This window comes from Curtobacterium sp. MCPF17_046 (assembly GCF_003224295.1).
Lineage (GTDB): Bacteria > Actinomycetota > Actinomycetes > Actinomycetales > Microbacteriaceae > Curtobacterium.
Window position 1 is genome coordinate 217918 of the sequence record NZ_QKLB01000002.1, and the last position, 15588, is coordinate 233505.

A 15588-nucleotide genomic window follows, 5' to 3' on the forward strand; every position below is an offset into this window, starting at 1 on the left:
AAGGAACGCAATGTCCACTCTCGAAATCCGCGACCTGCAGGTCTCGATCGACACCGACCAGGGCACCAAGGAGATCCTCAAGGGCGTCGACCTGACGATCAACGAGGGCGAGATCCACGCGATCATGGGCCCGAACGGTTCCGGCAAGTCGACCCTCGCCTACACGATCGCCGGGCACCCGCGCTACCACGTGACCGGTGGATCGATCACCCTCGACGGGCAGGACGTCCTCGCGATGAGCGTCGACGAGCGCGCGCGAGCGGGCATGTTCCTCGCCATGCAGTACCCGGTGGAGATTCCCGGCGTCACGGTGTCGAACTTCCTCCGCACGGCGAAGACGGCGATCGACGGCGAGGCGCCCGCGCTCCGCGGTTGGGTCAAGGACCTCCGCTCGTCGATGGCCGACCTCAAGATGGACCCGTCCTTCGCGGAGCGCAACGTCAACGAGGGCTTCTCCGGTGGTGAGAAGAAGCGTCACGAGATCATGCAGCTCGAACTCCTCAAGCCGAAGTTCGCCGTGCTCGACGAGACCGACTCCGGCCTCGACGTCGATGCCCTGAAGATCGTGTCGGAGGGCGTCAACCGCGCCAAGGCCGCGACCGGGCTCGGCGTGCTGCTCATCACCCACTACACGCGCATCCTCCGCTACATCACGCCGGACTTCGTGCACGTGTTCGTCGCGGGCAAGGTCGCGGAGCAGGGCGGTCCGGAGCTGGCCGAGCGTCTCGAGAACGAGGGCTACGACCGCTACGTGCAGGCCGCTGCGGCCACGGCGGAGTGACGATGATCACGACACTCGCCCCCGAGAAGTTCGACGAGGTCGTCGAGGGCCTGAAGGAGGTCCAGGACCCGGAGCTCGGCGTGAACATCGTCGACCTCGGGCTCATCTACGACCTCGCCTGGGACGACGAAGCGAGCGCCCTCATCATCAGCATGACGCTGACGAGTGCGGGGTGCCCGTTGACCGACGTCATCGAGAACGACACGGCCAACGCCCTCGACGGCATCGTCGACGCCTTCCGGATCAACTGGGTCTGGATGCCGCCGTGGGGTCCGGAGCGGATCACCGACGACGGTCGCGAGATGATGCGCGCGCTCGGCTTCTCGATCTAGCCGACCAGCACGCACGACAGGAGGCCCGGTACCGACTGGTACCGGGCCTCCTGTCCGGACGTGGTCCGGAGCGCGATCAGCGGCGGCCGAGCGCCTTCCAGGCGAGGGGCAGCAGGCCAGCGGCGATGAGCGCCTTCGCGATGCCGCCGACGATGAAGGGGTAGAGACCCGCCGCGAGGACGGACTGCAGGTCGTTCGGAGCACCGAGGGCGCCGAGGGCCACCGCGAGGTAGGGCAGGCCGGTGACGAAGGGGACCGCACTCGCGAGCAGCATGGCCGCCGCGGCGCGACCGACCCCGCGGTCCCAGTTGCGGCGCGCGAGCCACCCGATGAGGCCGGCCGCGGGGATGAAGCCGATGACGTACCCGAAGCTCGGCAGGGTGAGGGCCTGCAGGCCGCCCTGGGCGTCGGCGAAGAACGGCGCACCGGCGAGCCCGGCGATCGCGTAGACGAGCATCGAGAGCACACCGCGGCGGGCTCCGAGGGTCGCGCCGACGAGGACGACGGCCAGGGTCTGCCCCGTGACGGGGACCGGCCACATCGGCACCTCGACCTGCGCGAGCGCGGCGGTGAACAGCGCGCCGCCCGCGACGAGCGCGGCGTCGGTGGCGAGGCCGTGCGTGCGCAGACGGTCGGCGAGGACTGCGCGGGGAGCGAACCCGGTGGCGTTCGTCATGGATTCTCCTAGAATGGACTGCTGGTCCGTTTCGGACCATCGGTCCCGTCAGCGTAGCGGTGCACCTCCCGCACACACCGTTGTGCACATCCACCAACTGATTGGACGACCTCTGTGCTTGCCGTGCACGACCTCGAGATCCGCGTCGGGGCTCGCCTCCTGATGGAGAACGTGTCCTTCCGCGTCGAGCGGGGGGACAAGATCGGCCTCGTCGGCCGCAACGGCGCCGGCAAGACCACGATGACCAAGGCGCTGGCGGGGGAGACCGCCCCGACCGACGGCAAGATCGACCGCTCCGGCGAGATCGGCTACCTGCCGCAGGACCCTCGGTCCGGCAACCCGGAGGACACGGCGCGGAAGCGCATCCTCGATGCCCGCGGTCTCGGCGAGCTCGTCGACGGGATCCGCAAGGCGACGATCGACATGGCCAGTGAGGACGCGGCGGTCGCCGAGAAGGCGATGAAGCGCTACTCGCGACTCGACGACGAGTTCAACGCCCTGGGCGGGTACGCAGCCGAGGCGGAAGCGGCGTCGATCGCCTCGAACCTGAAGCTGCCGGACCGCATCCTCGACCAGCAGCTGAAGACGCTGTCCGGTGGGCAGCGCCGCCGCATCGAGCTCGCGCGCATCCTGTTCTCCGACGCGGACACGATGATCCTCGACGAGCCGACCAACCACCTCGACGCGGACTCGGTCGTCTGGCTGCGTGAGCACCTCAAGACCTACCCCGGCGGCGTCATCGTCATCTCGCACGACGTCGAGCTCGTCGAAGAGGTCGTCAACCGCGTGTTCTACCTGGACGCCAACCGCCAGACCATCGACATCTACAACATGGGCTGGAAGCTGTACCAGCGGCAGCGTGTCGCCGACGAGGAGCGTCGCCGCAAGGAGCGCGCCGGTGCCGAGAAGAAGGCGGCGACGCTCAAGGACCAGGCCGCCCGCTTCGGCGCGAAGGCGTCGAAGGCGGCGGCAGCGCACCAGATGGTCGCCCGTGCCGAGAAGCTCCTCGCCGGGCTCGAGGACGAGCGCGTCGCAGACCGGGTGGCCAAGATCCGGTTCCCCACGCCGGCTCCGTGCGGCCGGACGCCGCTGATGGCCGAGGGGCTGTCGAAGTCCTACGGGTCGCTGGAGATCTTCGCGGGTGTCGACCTGGCGATCGACCGCGGCTCGCGCGTGGTCATCCTGGGCTTCAACGGCGCCGGCAAGACCACCCTCCTGCGCATCCTGGCCGGCGCGGACCAGCCGGACACGGGGCAGATCCAGCCCGGCCACGGCCTGCGCATCGGCTACTACGCCCAGGAGCACGAGAACATCGACGTCAACCGCACGGTGATCGAGAACATGGTCTCCGCGTCGACCGACCTGAACGAGACCGAGGCCCGTCGGGTGCTCGGCTCGTTCCTGTTCACCGGTGACGACGGCTACAAGAAGGCCGGCGTGCTCTCCGGCGGCGAGAAGACCCGCCTGTCGCTCGCGATGATCGTGGTCTCGGGCGCGAACGTGCTGCTGCTCGACGAGCCGACGAACAACCTCGACCCGGCGTCGCGCGAGGAGATCCTGGGTGCCCTGGCCGGCTTCGAGGGCGCCGTCGTCCTCGTGTCGCACGACGCCGGCGCGGTGGAGGCGCTCAACCCGGAGCGTGTCCTGCTGCTCCCGGACGGCACCGAGGACCACTGGAACAAGGAGTACGCGGAGCTCATCGAGCTCGCGTAGTGGCGCGGCGGATGCGCGGCCGAGCGCGGTGACCGGCCGGCTCAGCGCCGCGACTCGAGGAGCTCGTCCTCGATCTCGGCGTCCGACTTCGGCTTCGTCTCCTTGCGACGCTGCCGGTCGAGCGCGCGTTCCCGCTCCTCGGGGTCGTCCTGGTTGAGGTTCCGGTACTCCTGCAGCATGACGTAGCCGAGGAAGCCGAACCCGCCGACCGCGAACAGGAACCACTGGATGAAGTAGCTGAAGTGCAGGCCGGTGTCGGCGCTCGGGCGTTCCCACCCGAGCGGTCGGGCCTCGGCCGGCGCCGGGGACTCGCTGTCGAGCTGCCCGTAGGCACCGGTCCAGATGGGGTGTCCCGCCTTGTCCGCGACGTCGGCGAGCGTGACCGACTGCACCTGGTCGGAGCCAGCCGGGTCGCTGCGGCCGGGGATGCGTGGCTCGGACTCCTGCAACCGCACGACGACGCTCACGGTCCCGCTCGGCGGAGCGGGAACGTCGTCCGGGCTGTCCTGGCGGTTCCCCGTCGGCACCCAGCCGCGGTCCACGACGAACGCCCGGCCGTCGGCGGTGACGAGCGGGGTGAGCACCTCGAACCCGGGCTGACCGTTGTGCACCCGGTTCCGGACGAGCATCTGGTGGTCGGTGTCGTACCGGCCGGTGACGCTGACCCGGAGCCAGGTGAGGTCCTCGCGCCACGTGTCGGCGCGGGGGAGGACGTCGTCGAGGGGGACCGGAGCGTGGTCGTAGTTCGCGGCGATCTGGGCGTTCTGTCGGACCGCCTCGTTCCGACGGTCCCACTGCCACATGCCGAACAGGGCGCACACGACCCCGAAGGCGACGGCGATCGCGAAGTACCCGAGCCACCGGCGGCTCCGGACGAAGCGCCACCCGACGAACGGCTCGCCCGGTCTCCCGGTGCCGTCGCTGTGGTCGTCCGTGTCCGCGGCGGGACGCGCGGCGGCCCGGCGGAGCCGCTCTGCATGGCGGCGACCGTACCGGGATCCGGGGTCGAAGCCGTCCGTCATCGCCCGTCACCCGCGGCGCGGGCCGCGGTGTCGTCGAGGTCGTCCACGTCCTCGTCGATGCCGGTCACCCGCACGGGGAAGGACCGGGACCGGAGGTAGTCCGCGAGGAAGCCGCGGTGTTCGTCACACGCCGCCCAGATCTTCACCCGGTCGGCAGCGTGGATGCGCGGGTTGCGCCAGTTCACACGCCAGGCCGCCGTCGACGAGCACCCGGCCCGCGAGCAGACCGGCGTCGCCCCGGGCTCGGTGAACAGGTCGAACGTCGCTCCCATCAGCGGCGGCCGCCGTTGCGCGTCGGCCACACCCGCGACCGGTCGCCGTTGCGCTGCCAGTCCTCCTGCGCGCGCTGCGCGGCGTCGCGGAGCCGCTCCTGCTCGGAACGGTACGCCTGGGCGCGGGCTTCTTCCTGCTCGTCGCGGAGGCGGGTGTCAGCGGCGTACAGCTCGACCGCTCCGCCGGGGCGGACGACGTCGCCGCCGGTCCGGTTGCCCGCGTTCGCGAGGACGACGGCCACCCAGGGCACGATCGCTGCCGCGACGATGGGCACGACCGCGATCCAGCTGTGCCAGGCGCTCCAGATGAGCACCGCCGCCACGAAGCAGACGACGCGGAACGCCATCTGCCAGACGTAGCGGGAGAGCCGGTGGGCGCGGTCGATCTCCGGGTTGTCGGGGAGGGTCGTGACGTTCTGCGCGGCCGTCGGGCGCGCGGTGACGTGCTCCGGGGTCGTGCGCTGGAGCTGGATGCGCTGCGTGCTCTGCGTCTTGCGGTTCATGCGGTGGGGTCTCCGTCTGCCGGCCTCCAGTTTACGCCCGGGGTACGACAACGGCGGGCCCGTGCGGGGACCGGCCGTTCGCCCGGAGCGCACCGCTAGGCTCGTGCGGGCGTGTCCGGGCCCGGCGTCCGCGACCGCCATCGACCACCAGCGAACGGAGCGCCCATGACCACCCCCCGTACCGTCCTCATCACCGGCGGCAACCGCGGCATCGGCCACGCGCTCGCGGTCCGGTTCGTCGCCGCGGGGCACCGCGTCGCGGTCACGTCGCGGAACGGCCAGGGCGGCCCCGAGGGTGCGCTCACCGTGCAGGCGGACATCACCGACACCGCATCGGTCGACCGGGCCTTCACCGAGGTCGAAGCCGCGCTCGGCCCGGTCGAGGTGCTCGTCGCGAACGCCGGCATCACGAACGACCAGCTCCTGCTCCGCATGTCGGAGGAGGACTTCACGAGCGTGGTCGACACGAACCTCACCGGGACCTTCCGCGTGGTCAAGCGCGCGACGAAGGGGATGATGAAGGCGAAGTTCGGCCGGATCGTCCTCATGTCGAGCGTCGTCGGCGCCTACGGTCAGATCGGGCAGGTCAACTACGCGTCGTCGAAGGCCGCCCTGGTCGGCATGGCCCGCTCCATCACGCGCGAGCTCGGGTCACGCGGCATCACCGCGAACGTCGTGGCTCCCGGGTTCATCCAGACGGACATGACCGCTGCCCTCTCGGAGGAGCTGCAGGCCGAGTTCAAGAAGGCGATCCCGGCCGCGCGCTACGGCAGCGTGGACGACGTCGCGGACGCGACGCTGTTCCTGGCCGGCGACGGTGCCGGCTACATCTCGGGCGCGGTCATCCCGGTCGACGGCGGCCTCGGCATGGGCCACTGACGGGCTGCGCCTCCGGGGCCGTCCCTGGCTGCGGCTCCGGGTCCGTCCCGGGCAGCGCCTGTGGCCGCCCGTCCGGCTGACCGGTGGTCGGCGCAGGCAGCGCGCCGCGCGGCGACGCCCCGGTGGCTGGCCTCAGCCGCGCAGGCCGAGCGCCGCGAGGACGACTGACAGGTCGCGGTCGACCACGGCCACGTCGGCCTCGGCGCGGACCCGGGGCTTCGCGTCGAACGCGACGGCGAGCCCCGCGACGGCCATCATCCCGAGGTCGTTCGCGCCGTCGCCCACCGCCACCGTGCGTGCCGGGTCGACCCCGTCCGCCGCGCCCCAGGCGAGCAGCGAGTCCGCCTTCGCCCGTGCGTCGACGACGGCCCCGAGCACCTGGCCGGTCAGCACGCCGTCGCGCACCTCGAGGCGGTTCGCCCGGCAGTGGTCCAGCCCGAGTGCGTCGGCGAACGGGTCGAGGACCTCGTGGAACCCGCCCGACACGACGCCGACCGTCCCACCGGCGGCGTGGACGCCCTCGACGAGCTCGCGCGCACCGTCCGTGACCCGGACGGCCTGCTGCGCCTCGGCGACCACCCCGACCGGGAGGCCCGCCAGCGTCGCGACCCGCTCCCGGAGGCTCGCCGCGAAGTCGATCTCGCCGCGCATGGCCCGCTCCGTGACAGCCTGGACACGTGGCCGGGTCCCGGCGGCGTCGGCGAGGAGTTCGATGACCTCGTCCTCGAGCAGGGTGGAGTCGGCATCGAGGACGACGAGGAAGCGCGGCACCCGACCACGCTACCGGGACGCCCGGTCGTGTGACGGTGGCCGGCGTCACACGACCGACGACGAGGACCCCGCCACCCGGAGCGGGCGACGGGGTCCTCGTCGGGTCGGACGGTGGCTCAGGCCTCGACGCGGACGCCCTTGCCGACGACGGTGATCCCGGAGTCGGTCACGGTGAACCCGCGGGCCTCGTCGGCCTCGCGGTCGAGACCGACCGAGGCACCGGGGGCGAGGACGACGTCCTTGTCGAGGATCGCGCGGTTCACCACGGCACCCGCCCCGATGGTCGCCCGTTCGAAGACGATCGAGTCGAGGACCCGCGCCTGCGAGTCGATGGTCGCCCACGGGCCGATGACGCTGCGTTCGACCTGCGCGCCGGAGAGCAGGCACCCGAGGGAGACGATCGAGTCGACGGTCGCGCCGGTGTTGCCGTTCGCGTCGCGCACGAACTTGGCCGGGGGCAGGTTCGTCTGCTGGTTGAAGATCGGCCAGTCCTGGTTGTACAGGTTGAAGACGGGCACGGGTGCGATGAGGTCCATGTGCGCGTCGAAGAACGAGTCGATGGTGCCCACGTCCCGCCAGTAGTACTTGTCGCGGTCGTTCGACCCGGGCACCTCGTTGCGCTGCAGGTCGTAGACGCCGGCGTCGCCGCGCGCGACGAAGTCCGGGATGATGTCGCCACCCATGTCGTGGTTCGACGTCTCGATCTGGCCGTCCCGCAGGACCGCGTCGACGAGGGCGTCGGCGTCGAAGACGTAGTTGCCCATCGACGCGAGCACCTCGCCCGGGGAGTCCGGCAGGCCGGTGGCGTCCTTCGGCTTCTCGAGGAAGGCCTCGATGCGGGTCGGGTCCGCGTCGTCGACCTTGATGACGCCGAACTGGTCGGCGAGCTCGATCGGCTGCCGGATCGCGGCGACGGTGGCGCTGCGACCGGAGGCGATGTGGGCCTCCACCATCTGCGAGAAGTCCATCCGGTACACGTGGTCGGCGCCGACCACGACGACGATGTCGGGCCGCTCGTCGCGCATCAGGTTGAGGGACTGCAGGATCGCGTCGGCCGAGCCGGCGAACCAGCGCTTGCCGAGCCGCTGCTGCGCGGGGACCGAGGCCACGTAGGAGCCGAGCAGCCCCTCCATGCGCCAGGTCTGCGAGACGTGCCGGTCCAGTGAGTGCGACTTGTACTGCGTCAGGACGACGATGCGCTGGAGCCCGGAGTTGACCAGGTTCGACAGCGCGAAGTCCACGAGGCGGAAGTTCCCACCGAACGGCACGGCCGGCTTCGCACGGTCCGCGGTGAGCGGCATGAGTCGTTTGCCCTCGCCGCCGGCGAGGACGATGCCGAATACCTTCTTCGTTGCCATGTCGTTCACAGTAGGCGTCAGCACTGGGAAACCGTTACCGTGAACGCGTGCGAGTCGATCTACTGACCAGGGAGTATCCGCCAGAGGTGTACGGCGGAGCCGGTGTCCACGTTGCCCAGCTGACCGCGGCGCTGCGGTCCGGGACGGACACCGACGTCCGTGTCCGGGCGTTCGGCGGGTTCCGCGACGAGGAGGGCGTGTGGGCGTACCGCACCCCTGCAGGGCTCGAACAGGCGAACGGCGCGCTCCAGGCGCTCGGCACCGACGTGCAGATCGCGGCGGACGTCGAGGGTGCCGACCTCGTGCACTCCCACACCTGGTACGCGAACTCCGCGGGCCGGTTGGCGCAGTTGACGCACGGCATCCCGCACGTCGTGACCGCGCACAGCCTGGAGCCGCTCCGCCCGTGGAAGGCCGAGCAGCTCGGCGGCGGGTACCGCCTGTCGAGTTGGATGGAGCGCGAGGCGTTCACGAACGCCGACGGCGTCGTCGCGGTGTCGAAGGCGATGCGCGCGGACATCCTCCGCTCGTACCCGTCGATCGACCCGGACCGCGTCAAGGTCGTCTACAACGGCATCGACATCGACGACTGGAAGCCCGAACGCGACGACGACGCCGTCCGCGCGCTCGGCATCGACCCGGACCGCCCGAGCGTCGTCTTCGTCGGCCGCATCACCCGGCAGAAGGGCCTGCCGTACCTGCTCCGCGCGGTGGCCTCGCTGCCCGAGGACGTCCAGGTCGTGCTCTGTGCCGGCGCGCCCGACACACCCGAGATCCTCGCCGAGGTCACCGGACTCGTCGAGGACCTCCGGACCCGTCGCAGCGGCGTCGTCTGGATCGACCGGATGCTCGAGCACCGCGAGATCGTGCACGTGCTGTCGAGCGCGACGGTGTTCGTCTGCCCGTCGATCTACGAACCGCTCGGGATCGTCAACCTCGAGGCCATGGCATGCGGCATCCCCGTCGTCGGCACGAAGACCGGCGGGATCCCCGAGGTCGTCGCCGACGGGCTGACCGGTCGGATCGTGCCGATCGACCAGGCGACCGACGGCACCGGCACCCCGACCGACCCGGATCGGTACGTCGCCGACCTCGCCGCGACCCTCAACGAGGTGCTCGGCGACCTCGGGCTCGCGAAGCTCATGGGCCGCGCCGGTCGCCTGCGGGTCGAGAGCGAGTTCACCTGGGGCGCCATCGCCACGAAGACGCGCGCGGTCTACGACCAGGTCCTCGCCGGTCGCTGACGCGCCGGCCTGGAGGCCCGGTGCCGGTCCCCGTGACCGGCACCGGGCCTCCCGTCCGTCGCGGCTCCTGCCCGTCGAGCGCGGCGCTGACGGGGGAGCGGAGCCCGCTCGCGTAGGCTGGGTGCATGCCCTCGGTCGTGCGCTTGTCAGACGTCTCCGTGGTCCGCAACGGGGCCACCATCCTCGACGGGATCTCGTGGGAGGTGCGGGACGACGAGCGCTGGGTGGTGCTCGGTGCGAACGGTGCCGGCAAGACCACGCTGCTGCAGGTCGCCGGCGCGCAGACCTTCCCGACGTCGGGTGATGTCGAGGTCCTCGGCACCGAGCTCGGCGGCGCCGACCTGTTCGACCTCCGCCCGCGGATCGGCTTCGCGTCGACCGCCCTGGCGCGCCGCATCCCGGTGACGGAGAAGGTCATCGACGTCGTGCTCACCGCCGCGTACTCGGTCACGGGCCGCTGGAACGAGGAGTACGAGGAGCTCGACGTCCGTCGTGCACAGCGCGTGCTCGAGGAGTGGGGCCTCGGCGCCTTCACCGACCGGACCTTCGGCGAGCTGAGCGACGGCGAGCAGAAGCGGGTGCAGATCGCCCGCGCCGTGATGACCGATCCCGAGGTGCTGTTCCTCGACGAGCCGGCCGCCTCGCTCGACCTCGGGGCCCGCGAGAGCCTCGTGCGCACCCTCGGCGGCTACGCGCAGAGCGAGGACTCGCCGGCGATCGTCATCGTCACCCACCACGTCGAGGAGATCCCGGCGGGCTTCACGCACGCCCTGGTCCTGTCGGACGGTCACGTGCAGGCCGCCGGCCCGATCGACGAGGTCCTGACCGCCGAGACGCTGACCACCGCGTTCGGCGTCGAGCTCACCGTCTCGAAGGACGCCGGGCGCTGGACCGCCCGCGCGGTCTGACACACCCGACGGCGGCGCTCCCGATCCGTCCCGCGTTCTGGTAACGTGGACGGCTGGCGTCCGCCAACGACTTCCCATCTTCCGTCATCGCGATCCACCGAGGAATCCCCATGAAGACCGACACCCACCCCGAGTACCGCGCCATCGTCTTCCGTGACCTGGCTTCCGGTGAGACGTTCCTGACGCGTTCGACCGCGAACAGCGACAAGACCATCGAGCTCGACGGTGCGACCTACCCGGTCATCGACGTCGAGATCTCGTCCGCTTCGCACCCGTTCTACACGGGCAAGCAGCGCATCCTCGACTCGGCCGGCCGCGTCGAGAAGTTCAACCAGCGCTTCAAGGGCTTCAGCAAGTAAGCAGCCTCCCAGCGCCGGACGGGCGGTCCTCCTCAGGGAGGGCCGCCCGTTCGTCGTCCGGGGGCTGACGCAGCAGAGGCGGACACAGCAGGGGCTGACGCAGCAGAGGCGGACGCGGACGGACGCGGCCTCAGACGGACGCCGGCACGTCCGCCACCGCCGCAGCCGCGAGCCCGATGAGCTCCTCGCCCGCGAGCACCCCCTGCGCCGCGGTGACGACGAGGTTCGGCGCCGACCAACCGACGGCGTGCAGTTCGCCGTGTGCGGGGCGGATCGCGACGTCCGCCCAGGCGAGCATCTCCCGGTCGAGCAGCGAGTCCCCGGCGGCGACGGTCCGGGTCGCACCGATCCGCTCGGCGACGGCGGCCAGGGCTCGTTCCTTCCGGATCGGCGCCGGGACCGCGTAGAGCTTCCGGCCCTGCACGGACACCCGCCAGCCCAGCCCGGCGAGGTCGGCGGCGAACGACTCGACCGCCGCGTCCGGCAGCTCCGAGCGCTCGACGATGGCGTACACGAACACGTCCTCGGCGCGACGGGTGCGGAGGACCGCCCCGGTCGGCAGATCGGTCGCGAGGCGCTGCTCGACCTCCGGCAGCGGCGCCGACGTCGCTGCCATCTCCTCGCGGAGCGTCTCGGTCCACGCCGGGTCCGGCTCGCCGTCGTGCAGGACGACCGCACCGTTCGTGGTCACCGCCCAGCCCGTGGGCGGCAGCGGCAGGCGGATCCGCCGGTACTGTGCGACCGTCCGGGTGGTCACCGGCACGACGACGGCGGCTGCCGCGAGGTCCGACAGGGCACGCTCCGCCGCGCGGGTCATGAAGGACAGCGGCAGGCCCTGGTACACCTCGGTGACGACGAGGGAGGGCGCAGCCTCGTCCGGACCGTCGAGCGTCAGCGCGGCGGACGAGTAGACCACGGTGCGGTCGAGGTCGAACCCGACGAGGGCGGTCATGCGTCGGCTCCAGTGGTCGTGGCGGCGGACCCGGTCACGCGGCTGCCGAGCGGGTGGATGAGCCCGACGCAGCTGTAGGAGAGGTCGGGCCGGGTCACGACCGGGACGCCGCGCTCCCGGGCGAGGGCGACGACGTGCGCGATGTCGACGTCGTCGGGATCGCGCACGAGCACCTGCCACGGCACCCGCCGGAGCAGGACGCGGGTGGTTTCACCGACGCCGGGCTTGACGAGGTGCAGGTCCTCGATGCCGTACTCGGCGCCGATCGCCTCGACCGTCCGCATGCCGCGCCAGTCGACGGCACGGGTCGTCGGTCCGCCGTCCGCGGCCACGGCCGCGTCCACCCGGGAGCGGACCGCCGCGAACCGGGCGGCGATCGTGGTGACGAAGGACCGGGAACGGTCACGGCCGGCGAGCTCGCGGTACTGCTTCGCACCGTGCAGCGTTCCCTCGGGCGTCCAGGACCGGTTGAACACGGTCCGGGACACCAGTCCGGAGACCGTCGAGTTGAGACACGCGGAGGGCACGAGGTAGTCGTCACGGGTCCCGTGCAGCGGGGTGCACCCGGCCGGGTCGGCGAGGACGGCCAGCTCGTCGCCGAACCGCACGCCGTCGGTCGCCGCGAACCGGTCGAGCGCGTCCGTGAGTTCGCGCGTGATGGCGCCCTTCCCGGTCCACCCGTCGACGAAGACGACCTGCGCCGGGTCGTGGTGCGCCGCGAGCCAGCGGAGCGCGGTCTCGTCGATGCCGACCCCGCGGACGATGCTCGCCGTGTAGTGCTGGAGCCGGACACCGCGCTGTTCTGCGGCCCACCGGCGCATGAGGATCCCGACCGGGGTGCCGGCACGCGCGAGGGACACGAGCACGGCGTGCGGCCGGTCGCGGAGCACGAGGTCGGTGACGATGCCGACCGCTTCCGCGATGCGGTCGGCCGAGCGGTCGAGGGCGTCGCGGTACAGCTCCTCGTACGCCTCGGTCGGCACGTACTCGACCGGCAACGACTCGGCGTAGTTCGCGCCCTCGAGCTGGATCGCACGCTCCCGGTCGGCGGTGTCCGCCTCGAGGGCGGCGTCCGCCAGGTCCTGCAGCAGCCAGGTGACGTCGTCGGGCTCGTAGGAGCCGAAGGACGGCCCGGTGAGCGGGCGGGGAGGTGTCCCACCGTCGCGCTGCGCTCGGTCGTCGGCGTCCGCGAGCGCGCTCGTCACGAGCACGACGCGGGGGGTCACGGCGGCGAGGGCCGGGAGCAGCCCGTCCGGACCCTCCAACCGGGCCGGGTCGGTGCCCGGCTCCGGCACCACGACGACCGCGTCGAACCCGCGCACGTTGTACGCACAGCGCTCACCGGGACCGTCGACGGTGTCGTCGTGCGAGCGGTGGCGGATCCCGGACCGGATGGGCCACGCGGGGTCGTCGAGGACGGCGACGGGGGAGCGGGTGCTCGTGGAGGACAGGATGTCGGCACCCGTCCGACGGCGGAGGGCATCGGCCACCGCGAGCGGGGTCGCCATGTGCTCCTCGGTGCCGAGCACGAGGACCCGGCCCGGCGCCTCGCCGAGGACGGTCGCGAGGTCGGCGGCGGTGCCCTCGACGTCGGTGCGCGGGGTGCGGACGCGGGACGCGGGCGTGCCGGTCCGGTCGACCGCGGTGGGCGCGGCGGTCACCACGGTGACCGCGTCGGGACGGGAGGCGCGTGCCGGGTCCGGGACGGGCCTCCCGTCCGCGGTCCCGCCGCCGTCCGGCGCGACGTCGTGGCCCTCCGGGCTGCCGGCGTCGAGCGGACCGGGTGCGTCGAGCGGGGTGGCGAGGGCCGCGACGACCTCCGCGGCCGTCGCGGGGAGGTCCGCGGGGAGCGTCACGTGGCCGCGACCGAGCGCGACCACGGCCACGGGGGCCCCGAGTTCGACGGCGAGGGCCTCGGTCGCGGCGACGTCGGCGTCGGAGCGGAGGTCGACGAGTGCGGCCACCACCCACTGCCGCTGCGGTGCGAGGGCGTGCAGGGCGCGGATGGTGGCGCGCGCCGTCGCCCCCGTGCTGAGCTCGTCGTCGACGAGGACGACCGTGCCGTCGGTCGGCAACCAGTCGTCGTGCGCCGGGAGCAGCCGGTGTGCGGTGGCGTGCGAGTGCGCCTCGTCGAAGCCCGCTGCCGCGGACACGCCGGGGAGCTCGTGCCGGGTGGAGTGCAGGGTCGCGGCCCCGAGCGACTCGGCGACCATGGCGCCGAGCGCGGTCGCGGTCTCCGCGAAGCCGAGGACCAGGGCCTCGGGGTGGGCCGGACGGGAGGCCGCGAGGTCCGTCCGCAGCGTCGTCGCGGTCCGGTGGAGCGCGTCGTGTGCTGCGGCGTCGCCCGCCGAGGCCTGCGCGTCGAGCACCGCGCGGAAGCGGCCCGCGGCGCCGGCGTCGAAGCGCGCGCCGCCGTCGAGCACGTCGGCCACGCGTGCGCCGAGCGCCTCGCCGGCCAGGAGCGCGACCGCCGGCACCGTCGGGACGTGCTTCGCGAGCACCGTCGAGACGAGCAGGTGCGCCCGCTTCGGGTTGCGGCGGAGCGCGAGCCGCACGAGCGACGACAGCGGGACGGTCGTGTCGCCCAGGGCCGTCCGGTCGTCGACGAGCTCGACACCGAGGTCGGCGGGGGTCGGCAGCGTGGTCGTGGTCACGGGAGGCTCCGCTCGAGCAGGTCGACGTAGGTCACGTCCGGGGTGGTCACACCGAACGCCCGGGCCCGCAGCATGGTGCGTTCCGCCCAGGCGTGGTGCGGCTTCATCTCGTTCATCTTGTTGCCGTACCGCGACGCGGCGACCCCGCCCGAGGCGTTCGCGAGCACGTCCGACGCGTCGGAGAACTCCTCGTCGCTGACCACCGACATGGCGTGCACGAGCGGCACGTGCCTCGGGTGGATGACGGTCTTGCCGGTGAGACCGTTCGCCTGGTCGAGGGTGACCTCGCGGAGGAGCCCGTCGAACCCCTCGAGGAGCAGCTGCCGGCGGAGCGCCAGGTCGCCGGCCTCCTGGAAGGGCGACGCCCGGAGCTGCGTGCGGAACACGCGGTCGGAGTCCGGGTAGTGCTCCCACACCGGCCCGGCGACGACGAAGCCGTCCCGCGCGCGGCCGAGGACGTTCACCACGTCGCCGATCACGGACGCGAGCACCTGCACGTCGTACACGGTCAGGTGCGAGGGGCGCCGGAGGCCGTACACGCTCGACAGGTCGGTGGCGCCGATGCGCACGGCGAGCACGTCCCGGCGGCGGGCGAGCAGGAGGTCGTGCACGTCGGCGAGGGCGTCCGTCCGGGACTCGCGGTGCATGATCGCCGGCGACTCCAGGATCGGCATGACGAGCAACCGACGGTCGGACCCGCGCCCGGCGTTCGCCGCGTCGAGCACCTCGAACCACCGGGCTCCGACACCGTCGCTGTTCTCGAACTTCGGCAGGACGATGCCGCTGAGCACGTCGAGCGCACGGTCGCCGAGCCGGTCCACGAGCCGGGTGAGGTGTTCGGGTGTCCGGACGCGCAGGAACAGCTGCGGCAGCGTGGCCGGGTCGGCGTCCTCGGTCAGGGTCCGGAGTGCTGCCTCCACGTTCGCCTCGGCGCGCGGCAGGTCGTCGTCGCCGACGGAGTCCTCGAGGCAGAGCACGATCGACCCGGCACCGAGCTCGGTCTGCCGGCGGACGTCGCGGACGAGGTCGGGGCGGATCCCCGGCGTGTACAGCGTCGCACCGAGGGCCACCGCGCGGAGGTCCTGGTCGCTGTCCCGGGTGACGTCCTCGGGCGGGCGGAGGAACAGCTGTTCCTGGTCGGGAACGGCGGCGAAGTGGCGCACG

At 72.2% G+C, this 15588-nt stretch carries 16 protein-coding genes; 7 read left to right on the forward strand and 9 right to left on the reverse strand.

The window, feature by feature from the left end:
- Positions 1-10: 10 nt before the first annotated feature.
- Both sufC and DEJ32_RS02570 read left to right on the forward strand, forming a co-directional pair.
- Positions 11-781, forward strand: coding sequence for a Fe-S cluster assembly ATPase SufC (gene sufC / locus DEJ32_RS02565; protein WP_110825010.1), 771 nt, complete (start codon positions 11-13; stop codon positions 779-781).
- A gap of 2 nt (positions 782-783) precedes the next feature.
- The gene (locus tag DEJ32_RS02570; RefSeq protein WP_110825214.1) at positions 784-1113 is read left to right on the forward strand and encodes a metal-sulfur cluster assembly factor; all 330 of its coding nucleotides are present in this window, start codon (positions 784-786) and stop codon (positions 1111-1113) included.
- Positions 1114-1189: 76 nt separating this feature from the next.
- On the opposite strand, the gene DEJ32_RS02575 is transcribed toward DEJ32_RS02570, so the two are convergent.
- Complete coding sequence (locus DEJ32_RS02575; RefSeq protein ID WP_110825009.1) at positions 1190-1789, reverse strand: biotin transporter BioY; 600 nt, start codon at positions 1787-1789, stop codon at positions 1190-1192.
- A 114-nt stretch (positions 1790-1903) separates the two neighbouring features.
- Between DEJ32_RS02575 and DEJ32_RS02580 the strand changes: the two genes are divergently transcribed.
- Positions 1904-3502, forward strand: a complete 1599-nt coding sequence (locus tag DEJ32_RS02580) for an ABC-F family ATP-binding cassette domain-containing protein (RefSeq protein ID WP_110825008.1) — start codon at positions 1904-1906, stop codon at positions 3500-3502.
- Positions 3503-3543: 41 nt separating this feature from the next.
- Here DEJ32_RS02580 and DEJ32_RS02585 read toward each other — a convergent pair whose 3' ends face one another.
- Genes DEJ32_RS02585 through DEJ32_RS02595 form a run of 3 tightly spaced genes read right to left on the reverse strand, consistent with a single transcriptional unit; the run spans position 3544 to position 5299 of the window.
- Positions 3544-4524 carry an SURF1 family protein gene (locus DEJ32_RS02585; RefSeq protein ID WP_110900212.1) on the reverse strand — a complete coding sequence of 327 codons (981 nt, stop codon included), beginning with the start codon at positions 4522-4524 and terminating at the stop codon, positions 3544-3546.
- On the reverse strand, positions 4521-4796 hold the full coding sequence (locus tag DEJ32_RS02590) for a hypothetical protein (RefSeq protein WP_110825213.1): 276 nt from the start codon (positions 4794-4796) through the stop codon (positions 4521-4523). The genes DEJ32_RS02585 and DEJ32_RS02590 overlap by 4 nt, the downstream gene beginning before the upstream one ends.
- Positions 4796-5299, reverse strand: coding sequence for a DUF3099 domain-containing protein (locus DEJ32_RS02595; protein WP_110891510.1), 504 nt, complete (start codon positions 5297-5299; stop codon positions 4796-4798). Before DEJ32_RS02595 ends, DEJ32_RS02590 begins: the two co-directional genes overlap by 1 nt.
- 165 nt (positions 5300-5464) lie before the next feature.
- Here DEJ32_RS02595 and fabG point away from each other — a divergent pair, with 165 nt between their 5' ends.
- Entirely contained in the window at positions 5465-6178 is a 714-nt protein-coding gene (gene fabG / locus DEJ32_RS02600; protein WP_110825005.1) for a 3-oxoacyl-ACP reductase FabG, read from the forward strand.
- A 132-nt stretch (positions 6179-6310) separates the two neighbouring features.
- Here fabG and serB read toward each other — a convergent pair whose 3' ends face one another.
- Positions 6311-6949 carry a phosphoserine phosphatase SerB gene (gene serB / locus DEJ32_RS02605; RefSeq protein WP_110900213.1) on the reverse strand — a complete coding sequence of 213 codons (639 nt, stop codon included), beginning with the start codon at positions 6947-6949 and terminating at the stop codon, positions 6311-6313.
- A gap of 116 nt (positions 6950-7065) precedes the next feature.
- Entirely contained in the window at positions 7066-8307 is a 1242-nt protein-coding gene (glgC, locus tag DEJ32_RS02610; RefSeq protein ID WP_110825003.1) for a glucose-1-phosphate adenylyltransferase, read from the reverse strand.
- 47 nt (positions 8308-8354) lie between these two features.
- Here glgC and glgA point away from each other — a divergent pair, with 47 nt between their 5' ends.
- The 3 genes from glgA to DEJ32_RS02625 all read left to right on the forward strand — a co-directional run bounded on the left by glgA (position 8355) and on the right by DEJ32_RS02625 (position 10818).
- On the forward strand, positions 8355-9551 hold the full coding sequence (gene glgA, locus DEJ32_RS02615) for a glycogen synthase (protein ID WP_110825002.1): 1197 nt from the start codon (positions 8355-8357) through the stop codon (positions 9549-9551).
- A 125-nt stretch (positions 9552-9676) separates the two neighbouring features.
- Positions 9677-10459, forward strand: coding sequence for an ABC transporter ATP-binding protein (locus tag DEJ32_RS02620; RefSeq protein WP_110825001.1), 783 nt, complete (start codon positions 9677-9679; stop codon positions 10457-10459).
- Positions 10460-10569: 110 nt separating this feature from the next.
- Positions 10570-10818, forward strand: a complete 249-nt coding sequence (locus DEJ32_RS02625; RefSeq protein ID WP_017887280.1) for a type B 50S ribosomal protein L31 — start codon at positions 10570-10572, stop codon at positions 10816-10818.
- Positions 10819-10948: 130 nt separating this feature from the next.
- On the opposite strand, the gene DEJ32_RS02630 is transcribed toward DEJ32_RS02625, so the two are convergent.
- From DEJ32_RS02630 to DEJ32_RS02640, 3 genes are read right to left on the reverse strand one after another with little or no spacing between them, the layout of a single operon-like run.
- The gene (locus tag DEJ32_RS02630; protein WP_110900214.1) at positions 10949-11770 is read right to left on the reverse strand and encodes an HAD family hydrolase; all 822 of its coding nucleotides are present in this window, start codon (positions 11768-11770) and stop codon (positions 10949-10951) included.
- Positions 11767-14424, reverse strand: a complete 2658-nt coding sequence (locus DEJ32_RS02635; RefSeq protein WP_181420564.1) for a phosphoribosyltransferase domain-containing protein — start codon at positions 14422-14424, stop codon at positions 11767-11769. Before DEJ32_RS02635 ends, DEJ32_RS02630 begins: the two co-directional genes overlap by 4 nt.
- Positions 14421-15587, reverse strand: coding sequence for an HpcH/HpaI aldolase/citrate lyase family protein (locus tag DEJ32_RS02640; protein WP_110900216.1), 1167 nt, complete (start codon positions 15585-15587; stop codon positions 14421-14423). Before DEJ32_RS02640 ends, DEJ32_RS02635 begins: the two co-directional genes overlap by 4 nt.
- Position 15588 lies beyond the last annotated feature (1 nt).